This is a genomic window from Streptomyces sp. NPDC001002, from assembly GCF_053599215.1.
Window position 1 is genome coordinate 16,763 of the sequence record NZ_JBSFLV010000102.1, and the last position, 17,008, is coordinate 33,770.

At 71.4% G+C, this 17,008-nt stretch carries 13 protein-coding genes and 1 pseudogene; 2 read left to right on the forward strand and 12 right to left on the reverse strand.

The genetic code is table 11. The features are described 5' to 3' along the window. The first annotated feature begins 249 nt into the window (after positions 1 to 249). Positions 250 to 1,515, forward strand: coding sequence for a YhgE/Pip domain-containing protein (locus ACWDR3_RS34210; RefSeq protein WP_450356440.1), 1,266 nt, complete (start codon positions 250 to 252; stop codon positions 1,513 to 1,515). On the opposite strand, the gene ACWDR3_RS34215 is transcribed toward ACWDR3_RS34210, so the two are convergent. The 12 genes and pseudogenes from ACWDR3_RS34215 to ACWDR3_RS34270 all read right to left on the reverse strand — a co-directional run bounded on the left by ACWDR3_RS34215 (position 1,496) and on the right by ACWDR3_RS34270 (position 15,055). Then, on the reverse strand, positions 1,496 to 2,494 hold the full coding sequence (locus ACWDR3_RS34215; RefSeq protein WP_450356441.1) for a sugar kinase: 999 nt from the start codon (positions 2,492 to 2,494) through the stop codon (positions 1,496 to 1,498). The genes ACWDR3_RS34210 and ACWDR3_RS34215 overlap by 20 nt on opposite strands. Before the next feature lie 224 nt (positions 2,495 to 2,718). Next, positions 2,719 to 3,588, reverse strand: a pseudogene (locus tag ACWDR3_RS34220) (SMP-30/gluconolactonase/LRE family protein); the annotation flags it as partial. Then, positions 3,585 to 4,217, reverse strand: coding sequence for a bifunctional 4-hydroxy-2-oxoglutarate aldolase/2-dehydro-3-deoxy-phosphogluconate aldolase (locus ACWDR3_RS34225; RefSeq protein WP_450356442.1), 633 nt, complete (start codon positions 4,215 to 4,217; stop codon positions 3,585 to 3,587). The pseudogene ACWDR3_RS34220 and the gene ACWDR3_RS34225, both read right to left, overlap by 4 nt. A 25-nt stretch (positions 4,218 to 4,242) precedes the next feature. Continuing rightward, positions 4,243 to 5,028, reverse strand: a complete 786-nt coding sequence (locus tag ACWDR3_RS34230) for a hypothetical protein (RefSeq protein WP_450356443.1) — start codon at positions 5,026 to 5,028, stop codon at positions 4,243 to 4,245. Between the two features lie 2 nt (positions 5,029 to 5,030). After that, complete coding sequence (gene dgoD / locus ACWDR3_RS34235) at positions 5,031 to 6,176, reverse strand: galactonate dehydratase (protein WP_450356444.1); 1,146 nt, start codon at positions 6,174 to 6,176, stop codon at positions 5,031 to 5,033. Then, the gene (locus ACWDR3_RS34240; RefSeq protein WP_401726016.1) at positions 6,173 to 6,913 is read right to left on the reverse strand and encodes a FadR/GntR family transcriptional regulator; all 741 of its coding nucleotides are present in this window, start codon (positions 6,911 to 6,913) and stop codon (positions 6,173 to 6,175) included. Before ACWDR3_RS34240 ends, dgoD begins: the two co-directional genes overlap by 4 nt. 52 nt (positions 6,914 to 6,965) lie before the next feature. Continuing rightward, positions 6,966 to 7,739 carry an SDR family NAD(P)-dependent oxidoreductase gene (locus ACWDR3_RS34245; protein WP_450356445.1) on the reverse strand — a complete coding sequence of 258 codons (774 nt, stop codon included), beginning with the start codon at positions 7,737 to 7,739 and terminating at the stop codon, positions 6,966 to 6,968. A gap of 76 nt (positions 7,740 to 7,815) precedes the next feature. Continuing rightward, positions 7,816 to 9,879 carry an alpha-galactosidase gene (locus ACWDR3_RS34250; protein WP_450356446.1) on the reverse strand — a complete coding sequence of 688 codons (2,064 nt, stop codon included), beginning with the start codon at positions 9,877 to 9,879 and terminating at the stop codon, positions 7,816 to 7,818. Continuing rightward, on the reverse strand, positions 9,876 to 10,724 hold the full coding sequence (locus ACWDR3_RS34255; protein ID WP_401726012.1) for a carbohydrate ABC transporter permease: 849 nt from the start codon (positions 10,722 to 10,724) through the stop codon (positions 9,876 to 9,878). The genes ACWDR3_RS34250 and ACWDR3_RS34255 overlap by 4 nt, the downstream gene beginning before the upstream one ends. Then, entirely contained in the window at positions 10,724 to 11,659 is a 936-nt protein-coding gene (locus ACWDR3_RS34260; RefSeq protein WP_450356447.1) for a carbohydrate ABC transporter permease, read from the reverse strand. Before ACWDR3_RS34260 ends, ACWDR3_RS34255 begins: the two co-directional genes overlap by 1 nt. 1 nt (position 11,660) lies before the next feature. Continuing rightward, positions 11,661 to 12,950 carry an ABC transporter substrate-binding protein gene (locus ACWDR3_RS34265; protein ID WP_450356448.1) on the reverse strand — a complete coding sequence of 430 codons (1,290 nt, stop codon included), beginning with the start codon at positions 12,948 to 12,950 and terminating at the stop codon, positions 11,661 to 11,663. Between the two features lie 14 nt (positions 12,951 to 12,964). Beyond that, on the reverse strand, positions 12,965 to 15,055 hold the full coding sequence (locus ACWDR3_RS34270; protein WP_450356453.1) for a glycoside hydrolase family 27 protein: 2,091 nt from the start codon (positions 15,053 to 15,055) through the stop codon (positions 12,965 to 12,967). 393 nt (positions 15,056 to 15,448) lie between these two features. On the opposite strand from ACWDR3_RS34270, the gene ACWDR3_RS34275 reads away from it, so the two are divergent. Beyond that, positions 15,449 to 17,008, forward strand: a 1,560-nt coding sequence (locus ACWDR3_RS34275; RefSeq protein ID WP_450356449.1) for a glycosyl hydrolase 2 galactose-binding domain-containing protein, incomplete at its 3' end; no start/stop codon positions are given.

The window sequence follows — 17,008 nt, forward strand, 5'->3', positions numbered from 1 at the left end:
TGTGGGTTGCCTGTGCAGACGTACATCCGTGCGAGTGCGTTCGGGATGCGGAAGGGCGCTGGATGCCGAACACTCTGAACGCCGAACCATGCACGCCGGACCGTGAAGCTCGACCCACGCACGCCTGACCCTGAAGCTCGCACGCCGCACGCCGCACGCCTGACCCTGAAGCTCGAACGCCGCACGCCTGACCCTGAAGCTCGAACGCCGAGCGCTGAACGATCGCCGCCCGCTACCCCGAGGACCACCATGGCCGACGCCGCCCCCGAGGTCCGTGCCACCAAGCTGCTGGGCCACCCCAAGCTGTGGCTGATGCCGTCCGTCCTGACCGCGGTACTCGCCCTGCTGCTGTCCCTGCTGTACATGGGCGGTGTCGTCAACCCGCAGCGCGACCTGCACGACCTGCCGATCGGCGTGGTCAACTCCGACACCGGCCAGCCACCGACCGGACAGCGAGAGAATCTGGGCACGCAGGTCGCCGCCGCCATCACCTCCAACTCCGCGGGCGGCAAGGCCGGTTGGCGCACCCTGACCCGCGCGCAGGCGCAGGACCAGCTCGACTCCGGGCGGATCTACGGCGCCCTGGTCATCCCGGCCGACTTCACCGACTCGGTCACGGCACTGACGACGACCGGTGCCACCGCGCGGCCGACGATCACAGTGCTCACCAACCCGGGCAAGGGCAGCCTGGGTTCCTCGCTCGCCAGCCAGATCACCACGCAGGCGGCACACCAGGCCTCGCAGTCCATCGGCAAGCAGCTCACATCGGCGGCCGGTAGCCGGGCCGACTCCACGGCCAAGCTGCTGCTCGCGGATCCGGTGAACGTCGTCACCCAGGTGGGCCATCCCCTCGGCGACCACAGCGGGCTCGGCCTCAGCGCCTTCTACTACACGCTGCTGCTGGTCCTGGCCGGCTTCCTCGGCGGCAACGTCATCAGCAACGCCGTCGACACGTCCCTCGGCTACGCCGACAACGAGATCGGCCCCTGGCACACCCGCCGCCCGACCGTCCCGATCAACCGCACCCAGACCCTGCTCCTGAAGATGGGGATGACCGCGGGCATCACGGTCGTGACCGTCACCCTGGTCATGCTCGCGACCATCTCGATCCTCGGCATGGACGCCACCCACATCCCGCTGCTGTGGATCTTCTCCTACTGCGCCTCCCTCGCCGTCGGCCTGGGCGTGCAGGCCATCAACGCGGCGTTCGGCGGGATCGGCCAGCTGGTGTCCATGTTCGTGTTCATCGTCCTGGGCCTGCCGTCCTCGGGCGCGACCGTCCCGCTCCAGGCGGTCCCCGCCTTCTACCGCTTCCTCTCCCACTTCGAGCCCATGCGCCAACTCAGCGACGGCGTCCGGGCGGTCCTCTACTTCGACGCCCGCGGCGACGCCGGCCTCACCCGTTCCTGGATCATGATCGCCATCGGCGCGGCCCTGGCTCTGCTGTTCGGCTTCGGAATGACGCGGTACTACGACCGCAAGGGGCACAAACGCCTTACACCGCAGCCCGCCTGAGCCACTCCGCGTCGGTGGCGCCGAGCAGCCCCTTGAGCACGGCGTCGTCCGGCAACGGCCCATGGTCCCCGGTTACCTTGAGCGCGGACGCGGCCGTGATGTGCCCGAGCCGCAGGGCGCGCCGCGGGTCGTCGCCGCGCAACAGCCCGGCCAGGAACCCGGCGGCGAAGGCGTCACCAGCGCCGACGGGCTCGACGACGTCTGTGGGCAGCGCCGGAACCGTGAACTCGCCCTCTGCTTCTGCCTCTGCGAGGAACGCGTGCGCGGCCCGCCCGCCGTCCTTCACGACGAGGATGCGCGGACCCGCCAACAGCCGCCGCACACCGCCCGGTTGAAGATCCGCACCCCACAACTCCTGCGCCTCGTCGAGTCCTACGAACACGATGTCGGCCCGGTCCGCCAACTCACGCAGCACCGTGGCGGCCGTGCCGTCGTCCGGCCACAGGGCGGGGCGGTGGTTGACGTCGAAGCTGATGGCGTACGGGCGTGAGTCGGCCGGGGTGTCGAGCGCCCGTCGCACCAGGTCCCGGCAGGACGCGGAGAGCGCCGGGGTGATGCCGGTGAGGTGCAGGAGGGCGGCCGACCCGAGCCTCGGGTCGTCGAGGACGTCGGGGCCGAGGGCGGAGGCCGCCGAGCCCGCGCGGTAGTAGTGGACGCGGGTGCGCTCGCGGCCCGGGTCCTTCACCAGCAGGCCAGTTGGCCGATCGGGGTCGGTCCGTACGCCGGTCACGTCCACGCCCGCCGCAGCCACAGCCGTCCGCACCCGCCTGCCGAACGCGTCGTCGCCGAGGGCGGAGAGCCAGGAGACGGGACGTCCGAGGTCGGCGAGGTACATGGCGACATTGGACTCGGCGCCAGCCACGGACAGGCGCAACTCGTCGGCGCCGTCCAGCGATTGAGGCGGGGTGGGGGCCAGCGCGGCCATGGTCTCGCCGACGCACACGGCCGGCCCGTCGGCGGGACGCCAGCCGGTACTCATGCCACCTCCGGCTTCGACGCCGCCTCGGAACGGGAGGCGTCCACCTCGGGACGGGCGGCGCCTGCCTCTGGACGGGCGGCGCCTGCCTCTGGACGGGCGGCGCCTGCCTCGGATCGGTAGACGTCCGTCTCGGGACGAGAGGCGTCAGTCACCGGACGAGAGGCGTCCGCCTCGGGACGGGAGACGCCCGTCACCGGACGAGAGGCGCCCGCCTCGGAACGAGAGACGCCCGTCACCGGACGGTAAGCATCCGCCGGACGCCCCGGCACCTCCACCCGCACGGCGAAGAGGGCGCCGTCATCGGGGCCGGGGTCGGTCAGCCCCACGCGAGCGGTGGTGACGTACAGGACGTCCTCCCGAAGGCACACCCCCGCAGGCTGCCGCGCGGGCAGCCGCACCGTCCGGTCGAGACTCCCGTCCGGCAGATACCGACGCACGGTCCCGGTCCCCCACACCGCCATCCACACGGCGCCTTCCCCGTCGACGGTCATGCCGTCAGGGCTGCCCTCGGCCACCGTCACGAACGTCTCGGGGTCGCCGAGTTCGCCGGTCGCCGGGTCCACCGGATACCGCCGCACGATCCCGCGCGCACTGTCGGCCAGGTACATGCCGGTCCCGTCGGCCGTGAAAACAGGCCCGTTGGGCACGCTGATGCCGTCGAGCACGCGACTCACCGTGCCGTCGTGGTCGACCCGGTACAGCGAACCGGCCCCCTCGTCGGCGCCGTACGCCATGCTGCCCGCCCAGAACCGGCCGGACGGGTCGGCGGTCGCGTCGTTCATGCGCATGGGCAGCGGGGCATCGTCCTCAGGCCGGGCGAGCCAGTCGGTCGAACCGTCGGGCGTGAGCAGGCAGATCCCGGTGCCTGCGGCGGCAATCCAGGTGCCGGGCCTCCCGGCAACAGGTGCGACCGCGCCCAACGGGAAGGGCAGCCGGGCCAGTTCACGCAGGGGCGTGTCGGGCTCCTCGGGGGCGTGCAGCAGCCGGCCCGCGAGGATGTCGACGAGGAAGATGCCTACGTCGGTCCAGCGTATGCCTTCGCCGAGTTCCAGCCGGTCGGGGTGGAGAGCCTGCGCGCGGAAGGTCTCGGTCACAGCGCGAACTCCCCCGCGACACCCCGGAAGACACGGGCCCGCGTACGCAACTCGGCGAGACTCCCGCCGTCGGCGGCGTCACCGACGAGCGGCGAACCGACGCCGACCGCGATCGCCCCGGCGGCCAGATACGCCCGGGCCGCGGTCTCGTCCACGCCGCCCACCGGCACGAACGACTCCTGAGGGAACGGCCCTTGCAACGCCTTGAGGTAGGCGGGCCCACCCGCCTCCGCAGCCGGGAAGATCTTCAGCGCGGCGGCGCCGAAGGCGCGCGCGGCCACGATCTCGGTCGGGGTCATCACTCCGGCGATCACCGGCATGCCCAACTCCCTTGCCGCGCTCACCCCTTCGCCGAGCGCGGGGGTCACGGCGAAGTCGGCACCGGCGCGCTGGGCGGCCAGGGCGTCGTCGGCGGACAGGACCGTACCGGCGCCGAGGGGGTGGTCGGGGCCGAGGGCCTGCCGGGCCCGCTCGATGACGGTGAGCGCGTCCTTGCCGGTGAGGGAGACCTCGATCAGCTCGACGCCCTCCGCGGCCAGGGTCAGTACGGTGCTCAACGCGGCCTCGGGATCGTCTCCGCGCACGATCGCGACGAGACGGTGGGCGGCGAGGGACGCTCGCAGATCCATCTACTGGGCTCCAATTCCGGGTGTCTCAGGTGCAGTTGCAGACAGCGGCGAGGGTCAGACGCCAGTGCGCCTCACCGGACGACGGGACGCGCGCCGCGTCGTCGGGACCGGCCTCGGCGAGGTCGAAGACACGGCCGAGCATCGGCTCGACGCCCGTGCTGCGATAGGGACCATCGGCCGGAAACCCGCCGAGGTTGCGCCACAGAGCGATCGACACCGGCTGCCCTTCGGCCTCCAGGACGAACGCCAGCCGGTCCTCATCGTCGTGGACGCAGGCGCGGGAGGCGTCGACGACGGCGCCGACCGCGGTGCCGTCGTCCGGCCCGAACCGGTCGAGACGTACGTCCCCGGTCGCGGGCCAACCGCCTTCCACCCAGGGGCCGTCGGCCGAGGGATAGAGCCGGGTGCTCGCCCCCTCCGGCATGTGCAGGGTGGCCCGCGGGGACAGGTCGAGGAGCGCGTGCGCGGCCCAGACGAAGCGGAAGCCCGGGTCGGCCGACAGGACGTAGTCGACCACCGGTCCCGCGCCGATCGTCCGGGTCAGCGAGAACCGCTCGCACTCGACGCGCTCGGTGTCTGTCCCGTCCCGGGTCCAGACCCGGGCCCACGCGTCCCCATGATCCGGCACGCCCCGAACCGTAGGCACGCACTCCTCAAGGCCGCCCGCGTCCACGAAGTGGTCCCCCGGGGACACGTCCTCGCGCCCGACGCCGTCCCGCCGCCACAGCCACTCCCGCTCCCCCGCACGCAGCGAGGTCCAACGCCCGCCGTGGGCAGGGTCGGTGACGATCCGCAAGGTCGAGGAGTCCATGGTCACCACTCCGCGAACGACCCGTCGGCGTGCCGCCACACCGGATTGCGCCACGCGTGTCCCGTACGGTCGGCCGCCCGCACCGCGTCCTCGTCGACGCTTATGCCGAGGCCGGGCGCGTCGTTGCGGGGCGCGTGACCGTCGATGAAGCGGAACGGCTCGGGGTCGACCAGGTAGGAGAGGAGGTCGGCGTCCTTGTTGTAGTGGATGCCCCGACTCTGTTCCTGGATGAGGAAGTTGGGCGTGGCGAAGGCGATCTGGAGGCTGGCCGCGAGCGCGATCGGGCCGAGGGGGCAGTGCGGGGCGAGCTGGGCGCCGTAGGTCTCGGCGAGCGAGGCGATGCGGTGCACCTCGGAGATGCCGCCGGCGTGGGAGAGGTCCGGCTGGGCGACGGCGACTCCGGCGGCGAGGACGGGGAGGAACTCGGCGCGTCCGTAGAGTCGTTCACCGGTGGCGAGCGGCACAGACGTCGAAGAGACGAGCCCCGGCAGCAGGTGGCTCTGCTCGGGGACGACCGGCTCCTCGACGAACAGCGGGTGCAGCGGCGCCAGTTCGGCCAGGACCCGACGCGAACTCGCCGCGCTGAAGCGGCCGTGGAAGTCGACGGCGACGTCCCGGTCGGGGCCCAGGGCCTCGCGGGCGGCGGCGACGCGGGCGACGACGGCCGCGGTCTCGGCGGCGGTGGCGAGCGGCGAGGTGGCGCCGGCGCCGTTCATCTTGACGGCGGTGAAGCCGGCCTCGACCTGTTCGGCGATCTGGTCGGTGAGTTCGGCGGGTTCGTCGCCGCCGACCCAGGCGTAGACCCGGACCCGGTCGCGCACGGGGCCGCCGAGCAGGGCGTGCACGGGGGCGCCGTACGTCTTCCCGGCGATGTCCCACAGTGCCTGGTCGATGCCCGCGACGGCGCTGGAGAGGACCGGGCCGCCGCGGTAGAAGCCGCCCTTGGTGAGCACCTGCCAGTGGTCCTGGATGCGCAGCGGGTCCTGGCCGACGAGGTACTCGGACAGGACCTCGACGGCGGCCCGGACGACCTCCGCGCGGCCCTCGACGACGGGTTCGCCCCAGCCGACCACGCCGTCGTCGGTCTCCACGCGGCAGAACAGCCAGCGCGGCGGGACCAGGAAGGTTTCGATACGGGTGATCTTCACTTGGCTCGGGAGCCTTCCGTGTCGTCGTCTGCGGTGCCGACCCGGTCGAGGTCGCGGCCGGCCTGGTCGAGCAGGGCCCGCATGGCGGCCTCGGCGCGGAGCGGGTCCCGGTCGCGCACGGCGTCCAGGACCGCGCGGTGGGCGGGCACGGGGTCCTCGCTGTGCGGGGCGCTGTGCACGATGTGGTCGCGGTGGGCGAGGCCGGACTCGATGACCATCTCCATGCGTTCGAGGAGTTCGTTGTGGGTGGCGTTGAGCAGGGCGCGGTGGAAGGCGAGGTCGGCGTCGACGGCGTGCGAGGCGCCCGCGTCCTGCTCCGCCATCGCGTCCAGGGCGCCCTCCAGCGCGGCCAGGTCCTCATCGGTGCGCCGGGCGGCGGCGAGGCGGACGGCGGCCGGTTCGATGATGGCGCGCACCTCGGCCAGGTTGCGCAGCAGCGCCCGGTCGGCGTCCGTGGTGTGGTCCCCCTCGAACTGCCAGCGCAGCACGTCGGCGTCGAGGAGGTTCCAGTCGGCGCGGGCGCGTACGAAGGTGCCGCGCTTCTGCCGGGCGTCGACCATCCCCTTGGCGGCGAGCACCTTGAGCGATTCGCGCAGGGCGGTGAGGCTCACGTCCAGCTCGCTCTGGAGTGCCACCAGGTCGAGTGTGGCCCCCTCGGGGATCTCACCGCCCAGGATGCGGCGCGCGAGGGCCTCCACGGTCTGACCGTGCACGCCGCGGCGGGCGTAGGAGCTCATGTCGTACTGCCTTTCTCGTTCGTCCGGTGCGACCGGATCGAGGGGTGCGCGGTCATGCGGATGCCTTCACTACGCTCCAGCCGCCGTCCACGACCAGGCTCGTCCCGGTGATGTACGAGGCCTCGTCGGCGGCGAGGAAGGCGATGGCCGCGGCCACCTCCTCCGGGGTGCCGAACCGCCGGGCGGCCGTCTCGGCGACGCTCTGTTCGCGTTCGTCCTCGGGTACCCGGTCCCAGGCCCCGGTGAGGATCGGGCCGGGCACCACGGCGTTGACGCGCACCTCGGGCCCGTATTCGACGGCCAGTTGACCGCACAGGGACAGCAGAGCCCCCTTGGCGGCGGCGTACGCGGGGTGTCCGGGGATCCCGCGGTGGGCGTGGACGGACGAGGTGAGCACCACCGCTCCGGCGCGTTCGCGCAGGTCGGGCAGGACGGCCCGGAAACCGAGGAAGCTGCCGGTCAGGTTGACGTCGAGCTGCCGTTGCCAGGACGGCAGGGTCATCTCGTGGGCGGGCGTGACGTCGACGGTGAAGGCGTTGCTGACGAGGACGTCGACCGGCCCGAAGGCGTGCGCCGCGGCGACGACCCGCGCCCAGTCCTCCTCGACCGCGACATCGGCGGTCACGAACCGGGCCCGCCCGCCGTCCTTGCCGATCCGCTCCGCCACCCCCTCGCCCCGCTCCTCGGCGACATCGGTGAGCACCACGGCCGCTCCCTCCTCGGCGAGGCGTACGGCCGTGGCGGCTCCGATGCCGGAGGCCGCGCCGGTGACCACGGCCGTGCGGCCGGTGAAACGGGCGCCGGGCCGGCGTTCGGGCTGGTCCATCGAGGTTCGACTCCTTCGCGACCTTCGGGTCCTTCGCGGTTTTCACGAGTAAGGGCTTGCTGGAAACATAAGGGGCTCACTCGCGCATCAGCACGACCAGGTCGGCGTCATGATCGCCGCTCCAGGCGAACGGCAGCCCGTGATGCAGCAGATGCGCTCCGCTGTACGCCGTCCCCGTCGCCGTGTCCCGGTAGCGCGCGGCGGTGTCCAGCCCCCGCAGCCGGAGCCGGCTCGCCCGCCCCGGCACGAGCGGCGCGCCATCGAGCCGCCCGGTACTCAGCGCGGCGACGACCGTACGCTCACCGAGGTCGTACTGCACCCCGCAACTCGGCTCCTCCGGCGTCCCGAGAAGCCGTGCCTCGCCGTGGTGGATGACATCCCGTACGTCCTTGTAGCGAGCGATCCACCCGGCGGCCTCGGCCCGCTGCTCCGGTGTCCATTCCCGCAGGTCGGCGCCGATGCCCAGCACCCCGCACATGGCGTTGACGAAGCGGAAGGCGAGGCTGCGCGGGCGCGGATCGAAGACACCGGGCGCGTCGGTGACCCAGGAACTCATCACGTGCGGGGCGTGCGCGTGCAGGAAGCCGTACTGGATGGCGAGCCGGTCCAGCGGGGCGGTGTTGTCGCTGGGCCACACCACGTCGGTGCGCGCGATGGTCGCGTGCTCGATCCGCCCGCCACCACCCGCGCAGCCCTCGACGATCACGTCGGGGTGGGCGGACCGCAGGTGATCGAGGACACGCAGGTATCCGGCGACATGCTCGGCATCGAGGTCGACGCGCCCTGCACCGGGGCGCCCGCGCTCGGTGGGCGGCCGGTTCATGTCCCACTTGAGGTAGCTGATGTCGTACGCGCCGAGCAGCCGGTCGAGCGTCCCGATCACGAAGTCCTGGACGTCGGGACGGCCGAGGTCGAGGAGGAGTTGGTTGCGGACGAGCCGACGCGGGCGGCCCTCGATCCGGTAGACCCACTCGGGGTGTTCGGCGTACAGCCGGCTCTTGGGGCTGACGGCCTCGGGCTCGACCCAGAGGCCGAAGTCGAGGCCCAACGCCCTTACGTCCGCCACGAATTGGTCGAAGCCCTGCGGGAACGCGGCCGGGTCCGGCCACCAGTCACCCAGTCCCCCGGTGTCGTCGTGCCGTCCGGTGAACCAGCCGTCGTCCACGACGAACAGCTCGGCGCCGATGTCGGCGGCCGTCTTCGCCAGCTCCAGTTGACCGGCCGCCTCGACGTCGAAGCCGGTGGCCTCCCAGGAGTTGTAGAGGACCTTGCGCGGGCGGTGCAGACGCTCGCCGGTGAGCCGGCGTTCGTAGCGGTGCCAGACGCGGGAGAGCCCGTCGAGGCCCTCCGGGCTGAAAGCGCAGGCCAGTTGGGGCGTGGCGAGGGTCTCCCCAGGTGCGAGCAGGGCCACCCCCTCGTGCGGCACCCGGCCTGCCCGCACTCGTACCGAGCCGCCGGGCGCGGCCTCCGCTGTGATGTGCCAGTTCCCGGGCCACGCGAGGGCGATCCCGTACGCGGCCGGCGAGTCGCCGTCCTGCACCGCGAGCCAGGGCGCGTACGCGTGCCCCGGCAGGCTCTGGAGGCTGCCGATGCTGAACGTGCCTCGCGGCAGGTCGAGTTGGGTGCGCTGGAACTCCTGCGACCACTGACCCGTGAGGTACGTCAGCCGGGCGACGCCGGAGATGGGGACGGTCACCGCCGCCGAGTCGAGGCGCTCCAGGCGGAGTTCCTCCGTGGCGGTGAACTCGGTCCAGCGCAGGACCACGTCCGTGTCCGGCACGGTCTCGTAGCAGAGGACGGTCCCCAGCCCCAACTGCGTGTCATGGAACGCGAGTCGCAGTGAGCCCTCGCTCTCCTCCGCCCCCGCGAACTCCCACCACACGCCCCGGTCGTCGCCGTCCGGACGCGAGGCGACCAGCTCCGATCCGGTGAACGGCCGCAGCCCGTACGGCAGATACTCGGCCGGTGCCGCGTCGGCGGGCGTGATGAAGTGCGTACGCCGGGACCAGTCCAGGGCGGACGGGCCGTCCTCGACGCCGAGCGGTCCCCATGCGTCGAGTTCGGCCCAGGGGCCGTCCGGGGACAGGCGCACGGTGTAGCTGGTGTTCTCCGTGCGCAAGGTCCAGCGCTGGTACGTCACTTGACCGCCCCCAGGTTGAGTCCGGCGACGAAGTGCCGCTGGAAGCGCAGGAACACGGCGACCGTGGGCGCGGCGGCGATGACGGAACCGGCCGCGATGACGTTCCACATCGACACGTACTGACCCTGAAGGCCGATGAGTGCGGCGGTGATCGGCATCTTGGTGTCGCTGCGCAGGACGGTGATCGCCCAGAGCAGGTCGTTGAAGATCCAGGTGAAGGACAGGGCGCTGAGTGCGGCCAGGGCGGGCCTGGTCAGCGGGAGGATGATCCGCCAGAAGATCTGCCAGGGTCCGGCGCCGTCGACGACGGCCGCCTGCTGGATCTCCACCGGGATCGACCGCATGAACCCGTGCAGCACGAAGACGTAGAAGCCGACGCCGAAGCCGATCTGCACGCCGATGAGCGCGGGCAGGGTGTCGTAGATGCCCATCACTTCGCTGAGCTTGGACACCGGGATGAGCAGGATCTGCGGGGGGAGCAGGTTGCCGCCGAGCATGAGGAGCAACAGCGAGCGCCGGAAGGGGACTTCGTAGCGGCTGAGGGCGAACGCGGCCATCGCGGCGAGGGCCAGCGTGACCAGGACGCAGGGGATCGTGACGACCAGGCTGTTGATGAGGGCGCGCTGCTGGCCGCCGTCGACCCAGGCCTGGCTGAAGTTGCCGAAGGTGAAGGAGTGCGGCCAACTGCCCAGGCCATGGGCGGCGATGTCGTCGAAGGAGCGCAGGCTGGTCACCACGACCAGGGCGATGGGCAGCAGCCACAGGATCGCCAGCGCGCCGGCGCCGAGGTGGAATCCGGCGGTCGCGGCCCGCCTGCGGCGCAGGGCGGTGGAGTTGGCGGACATCAGTCGGCCTCCCTGAACGCGCGGACGAGGTAGGAGCAGATCACGCCGAAGGCCAGCACGAAGATGACGACGGCGAGCGCGGAGCCGTAGCCCAGGCGCAGGGACTGGAAGGCGGTCGAGTACATGTAGGTGCTCAGCAGCTCGGACGAGTGGTAGGGGCCGCCGCGGGTCAGCGACCACACGACGTCGAAGGAGCGCAGCGAGTCGATGACGATGACCGACAGAACGACCGCGTTGACACTGCGCAGTTGGGGCAGGGTGACGTGCCGGAAGCGTTGCCAGGCGGTCGCGCCGTCGACCTTCGCGGCCTCGTACAGGGCGGGGTCGATGCCCTTGAGGCCGGCCAGGTAGAGGACCATGACGTAGCCGATCTGGCGCCACAGCGCGGGCACGATCACCGCGTACAGGGCGGTGTCCTGGTCCGCGAGCCAGGCGTGCCGCAGGCTGCCGAGGCCGACGGACTGCAGGAGTTGGTTCAGGACGCCGTCGGGCTGGTAGATCGCCTGCCAGACCAGGGCGGTGGCGACCAGCGAGAAGACGACCGGCAGGAAGAGGGCCGCGCGGTAGAACCCGACGCCGCGCCGCTCCTGTTGGAGCAGCAGGGCGGCGGCGAGGCCGAGCAGGGCGGACAGACCGCCGAAGAGGACGAGCCACAGGACGGTGTGGCCGGTGGCGCTGCGGAAGACCTCGTCGTGGGCCATCTCCCGGAAGTTGTCCAGGCCGACGAAGCGCGGTGCGGAGACGCCGTCCCAGTCGGTGAGGGCGAGGTAGAAGCCCTGGAGCGCGGGCCAGAACACCCACACCGCTTCGGCGAGGAGCGGGACCAGGACGAAGGCGAGCACCAGCGGGGGTGTGCGCCGGGGCCCCCGGGCCCGCTTGCCCTTGACGGGCGTGCGGGCCGGGGACTTCCGTTCGGGTGCGGTCAGGACAGCCATGTCAGGCGTTCCAGATCTTCTCGGCGTCGCGCTGCCAGTCGGTGAGGATGCTCCCGATCGACTTGGGCTTGGCCAGGAACTTGGTCAACGCGTTGTCGGCGGTGGGCTGGAGGGCGTCGCTGGAGTCCCGGTTGAAGAACTGGGTGATCTCGGCCGCCTCGTCGATGTGCTTGCGGCCCTTGATGACCAGCGGGGTGCCGGCGTCCTTCGCGTCGGGGTTGCAGGGCAGGACGGTGCCGGAGGAGCCCTTGATGTAGATCTCCTGGGCCTCGGCGGTGGCGAGGTACTTCATCAGGTCGGTGACCTGGTCCTTGCGGCCGGTGCGGGCGCTGGCGAAGTAGCCGTCGACGGGCGCCTCTTCGGCGAGCGGGATCTTGGAGTCGATGACGGGGAAGCGGAAGAAGTCGATGTCGTCCAGGGCGTCCTTGGGTGCCGCGTCGGCGAAGAAGGTGCCGATGAGCATCATGCCGCTGCGGCCGTTGAGCAGCGAGGTCGTCGCGTCCTGGAAGGCCACGGCGGTGCCGTTCGGGTCGAAGAACGGCAGCACCTCCTGCCAGCGGTCGAAGACCTTGCGTACCTCGGGGTCGTCGAACCGGTGCTTCCCGGCGAGGAGTTCACGGTGGTACTGGGCGCCGTTGATCCGGATGTCCAGGTAGTCGAACCAGGCGGACGCGACCCAGGGGGTGTTGCCGCCCGCGCCGAGCCCGATCGGGTTGACGCCCTTGCTCTTGAGCTTGTCGCACAGGTCGAGGAAGTCGTCCCAGCTCTTGGGCTCGCTCACGCCCCACTTGGCGAAGTTGGACTTCCGGTAGAACATGCCCCACCAGTAGTAGGTGTTGGGCACGAAGACCTTCTTGCCGGAGCTCGCGGTGCAGAGCGTGTTCAGCGCCTTGCTGTACTTCTTGAGATCGGGCGAGGAGCTCCACACCTCGTCGAGGTCGAGCAGCAGGTTCTTCTTGGCGTAGGCGTCCGCCACCGAGCCGGGGTACCAGGTGTAGACGTCCGGCGGGTTGGCCGAGGTGAGGTACGTCGGCAGCTGGGTGCGGAAGGTCTCCGCGGCGACCGTGTTGAGGCTCGCCTTGCCGGAGCCCTGCTTGGCGTAGGCGGCGACGACGTCCTCCATCGCGGCCTTGGCCTGCGGGGCGGACACGTTGGACTGGAGGGTCACCGCGCCCTTCGAGGAGCTCTTGCCGGTGGAGGTGGAGGTGACGCAGCCGCTGAGCAGTGCCGCGGTGCCGGCGGCACCGAGTCCGCCGAGGAAGAGGCGTCGGCTGGGCAGTTGGTTGACCATGATTGATTCCTAATTTATTTGAATTCGGTCCGGTGCAGATAGCCGTCCACTCCGCGGAACACTGCGTCGACGGAGCCGTCGGGCCCCGCGACCACACCCAGCGCCCCGTCGAAGGCGGCGCTCGGGAACTCCTGTCGCTTGCTCCAGCCCTGCCAGGCACCGTCGGCGTACCGCTGCTGCCAGAGCGTGTAGTCCGCGGCCCGCGCGTACAGCACGACCGCGTCCCCGACGGCGACCAGCGTCGGACTGCCGCTGACCGTCCCGCCGAGCGAGGTCCACGCCGACCACTGCCCCGAGGTGTCGCGCGACCGCGTCCAGATGTCGTCCGCGGCGGTGCGTACGGCGACATGGACGCGCCCCTGCGCGTCGACGACGGCGGACGGACGCCCGTACGTCGGACGGTCGTCGGGCGCCCCGAGCGTCGACCACCCGGTCGCGGGACCGCGCTGCGTGATCAGGCCGTCCGCGCCGCGTGCGACGAGCGTCCAGTGCGCGGGGTCGGTAAAAGCGACGGAGGGCGCGTCGGTCAGCCGACCGCCGAGGCCCTGCCAGGCGCTCCAGCGCCCCTGGTCGAAGACCCGCCGGTAGGCCCGGGAGTCGGCGCCCCGCACGAAGACGTCGATGCGGCCGCCCGCGGAGGCGTACGCGGCGGGCTGACCCAGGATCCTGCCCTGCGCGGGGCCACCGAGGTCACGGGTGCGGCCGTCGTCCGTGCGCTGGACGAGGGAGCCGTGCGGCCCACGGGAGAAGGTGGTCAGTCCGGAGCCGTCACGCACGGCGGCCGGGCTGGCCGTGGTCTTCTCGCCCAGGTCGGTGCCGGGCAGGGCGTCGGCGCCGGTCAGCTTGAGGAACGCGGTGCCGTGGGCAGGGACTTCGACGGTGTACGAGCCCGTGTGCGTGCCCTTGTCCGTCCGTGCCCGCAAGTCCCTTACCTGGACCGGCCCGCCGAGCCCGGCGTCCGCGAACTGCACGGTCCGCTGGGCGGGTTGGTCGGACCGGTTGAGCAGCACGACCGCACGCCGGCCGCGCCCGTCCAGCACCTTGCTGTACACGTCCCCGACGGAGTCCGAGGCCACGCGCACGCCCTGGATGGCGAGGGGATCCTGGTCGACGGCGATGATCTCCGGGTTGCGGAGGGTCTTCAGCATCGCGTCGGACAGGGTGCGCGGGTCAGAGCCGAGGACGAGCGGTGAGCCCATCTCGGCCCACATGACGAACTGGCTGGTGGACTCCTCCTGCGTCAGCTCGTACGACCCGTCGGTCATCTTGCGCATGGGGATCAGGTAGTCCGGGTCGTTGTAGTGACCGGGTCCCTGCGCCTCGGGGTGCCAGGCGTTGGCGTCCATGTTGCGCAGCACGTTGGGCCACTGGCCGGGGCTCGCGGTGCCCCAGGCGATGTCGGTGCCGGTGCGCCAGGAGTCGGCGGCGGTCGGGGCGTAGACGTACGTGTTGTGCGCGTCCTGCTCGGGGGTGTGCGGCAGGCCCCAGTCGTCGGTGAGCGGGTTGCAGAGGTTGAGCAGCATCTTGCGGCCGGACTTGGCGACCGCGTCGCTGAACTCCTTGAAGGCCGGGCCCGGATCGAGCTTGGCGCCGATCCCGCACAGGAAGTCGACCTTGATCGCGTCGACCTTCCAGCCGGCGAACTGCCGCGCGTCCTGGTCGTAGTACCCGCGACTGCCGAGCCCGCAGCTCTTGCCGCCGTCGTAGGTGCCGGCGTCGGTGTAGATGCCCGCACGCAGTCCGCGCTGGTGCAGGTAGGAGACGAGCGCGGGGATCCCGGAGGGGAAGCGGTCCGGGTTGGCCACCAACCGCCCTTGTGCGTCACGGGGGTTGTCGGCCTGCCAGCCGCCGTCCAGCCACACGATGTCGTAGCCGCTGTCCCGCAGACCACTGCTGACCAGCTTGTCGGCGACCGAGCGCACCTCCTTCTCGGTGGGCGCGCCGAGCCCGTAGTAGGTGTTCCAGCCCATGTAGGGCGTCGGAGCGAGACCGCTGTCGTAGTACGCGGGAGCGCCCTGGTCCACAGCGCCCCGGTCCACGGCGCCCTGATCCACTGCGCCCTGCCCCTTGGGCGCCTGCGCCGACGCCTCGGGGGTCTGCGCCATCGCCGCGGGAGCCGCGGTCACGGCGAGCACCGTCGCGATCGCGGCGGCCGTGCCGGCTCGGCGCCCGAGTCTGTGGCCTGCGGCCTTGCGGCCTTGCGGGTGTGAGGTCACGTGCCTCTCCGGGTGATTGGGAAGCGGACGGCGTGATACGTGGCCGCCCCCATGACGGCGGCCTCGACGTCACGGCGACGACTGTGGCGTGCGGCCGAAACCTTGTCAATATTAATTACTAATTTATTCTGAGAGGCCTCTGACGCCTGCCGGAAACCTTGACAGCCCAATCCCGCGGGTGCAGTGTTTGGCAACGTTGTCAGAGCCGCACTGGCAACGTTGTCAGCAGGCTGCCTCCGAGCTCGCCCGCGCCCTGAACTTCCCTGATCGGAGCCGTATTTCATGTCGGATCAGTTGTCCAGACCCTCGCGCCGCACCCTCCTCTCCACCGGCTCCGCCCTGCTGGCCGGCTTCGGCCTCGGCATGACCTCGACCACCGACGCCTTCGCGACCGGATCCGGACAGGCGAGCCGGCCGGTGACGCCGGGCGAGCTGGCCGGATATCGGCCCGTCACCGTCTCCTCGACCGACTACGCGCCCACACCCGCGGAGTTCGTGGTCGACAAGGTGACGTCCACCGGCGTGCGCGGCACGGGATGGCGTGCGGCGGCCGGTGATCCGCAGTGGATCTCGGTCGACCTCCAGGCGCTGTGCGAGGTCGACTCGGTCCACCTCACCTTCGAGGCGACCTCGGACGACCCGGCGTTCACCGAATCGACCAGCGGCAGCCCGCGCAACGACACGACCGGCCAGGAGATCCTCTCCAGCTGCGCGGTCGACTACGTCGTCGAGACCTCGCGGGACAACAAGGCCTGGACGACGGTGTACAGCACCACCTCCGGCAAGGGCGGGGTCGTGGAGATCGCCCTGGCCAAGCCGGTCAGCGCCCGCTGGGTCCGCATGACGGTGCGCAAGCGCTCCAACACCAACCCGCTCGGCCTCAACGGCTTCCAGGTGTACGGCACCTGCCGCACCGCCCGCCCCGAGGCCACGGGCTGGACCGACTGGGGCACCAACCACCGCACTCCCCCGGCCCTCAAGGTCGCCGCGGACGGCACCGTCCCGCTGGAGTCCGGCTGGGACCTGACGATGGACGACTGGGCCGAGGGGGACGGCGCCGCGCTCTCCAAGTCCTCGGCGGACACGAGCCGTTGGCTGCCGGCGACGGTCCCCGGCACGGTCACGACCTCGCTCGTCGACCAGGGCCATCTGCCCGACCCGGTGGCCGGATTCAACAACCTCCATGTCCCGGAGGCCCTTTCACGCCACTCCTGGTGGTACCGACGCGAGTTCCACCTCCCCAAGGGCCTGCGCACCGGCGCCGGACGCCACATCTGGCTGGAGTTCGACGGGGTCAACCACAAGGCGGACGTCTGGCTCAACGGCAGCTCCGTCGGCGAGGTCGCCTTCACCTTCGCCCGCGCCGCCTTCGACGTCACCAAGCTCCTGGCCACCGGCGGCGACGCCGCGCAGGCCCTCGCCGTGCGGATCACGCCGATGCCGTTCCCGGGCAGCCCGGGCGACAAGGGCCCCGCCGGTCTCGCGTTCGTCGACGCCGGCGCGAACATGATGAACCGCAACTCCCCGACGTATCTGGCCTCTTCGGGCTGGGACTGGATGCCCGCGGTCCGCGACCGGGCGGCCGGCATCTGGAACCACGTCCGGCTGCGCTCCACCGGCGCCGCGGTCATCGGCGACCCGCGCGTGGACACCCGCCTGCCCGACCTCCCGGACACGGGCACCGCCGAACTGACGATCACCGTGCCGGTGAAGAACGCGGACACCGCCGACCGGAAGGTCACCGTCTCCGCGGCCTTCAAGGGTGTACGCCTCGCCAAGACGGTCACGATCGCCGGCGGCGAGACGACCGACGTGGTCTTCGCCCCCGCCGACAACCCCCAA

What these genes read in the sequence shown, in the direction of transcription:
- ACWDR3_RS34210 (WP_450356440.1), top strand. Translation starts at nt 250, where the DNA reads ATGGCCGACGCCGCCCCCGAGGTCCGTGCCACCAAGCTGCTGGGCCAC.
- ACWDR3_RS34215 (WP_450356441.1), bottom strand. Translation starts at nt 2,494, where the DNA reads ATGAGTACCGGCTGGCGTCCCGCCGACGGGCCGGCCGTGTGCGTCGGC.
- ACWDR3_RS34225 (WP_450356442.1), bottom strand. Translation starts at nt 4,217, where the DNA reads ATGGATCTGCGAGCGTCCCTCGCCGCCCACCGTCTCGTCGCGATCGTG.
- ACWDR3_RS34230 (WP_450356443.1), bottom strand. Translation starts at nt 5,028, where the DNA reads ATGGACTCCTCGACCTTGCGGATCGTCACCGACCCTGCCCACGGCGGG.
- ACWDR3_RS34240 (WP_401726016.1), bottom strand. Translation starts at nt 6,913, where the DNA reads ATGAGCTCCTACGCCCGCCGCGGCGTGCACGGTCAGACCGTGGAGGCC.
- ACWDR3_RS34245 (WP_450356445.1), bottom strand. Translation starts at nt 7,739, where the DNA reads ATGGACCAGCCCGAACGCCGGCCCGGCGCCCGTTTCACCGGCCGCACG.
- ACWDR3_RS34255 (WP_401726012.1), bottom strand. Translation starts at nt 10,724, where the DNA reads ATGTCCGCCAACTCCACCGCCCTGCGCCGCAGGCGGGCCGCGACCGCC.
- ACWDR3_RS34260 (WP_450356447.1), bottom strand. Translation starts at nt 11,659, where the DNA reads ATGGCTGTCCTGACCGCACCCGAACGGAAGTCCCCGGCCCGCACGCCC.
- ACWDR3_RS34265 (WP_450356448.1), bottom strand. Translation starts at nt 12,950, where the DNA reads ATGGTCAACCAACTGCCCAGCCGACGCCTCTTCCTCGGCGGACTCGGT.
- ACWDR3_RS34270 (WP_450356453.1), bottom strand. Translation starts at nt 15,055, where the DNA reads ATGGCGCAGACCCCCGAGGCGTCGGCGCAGGCGCCCAAGGGGCAGGGC.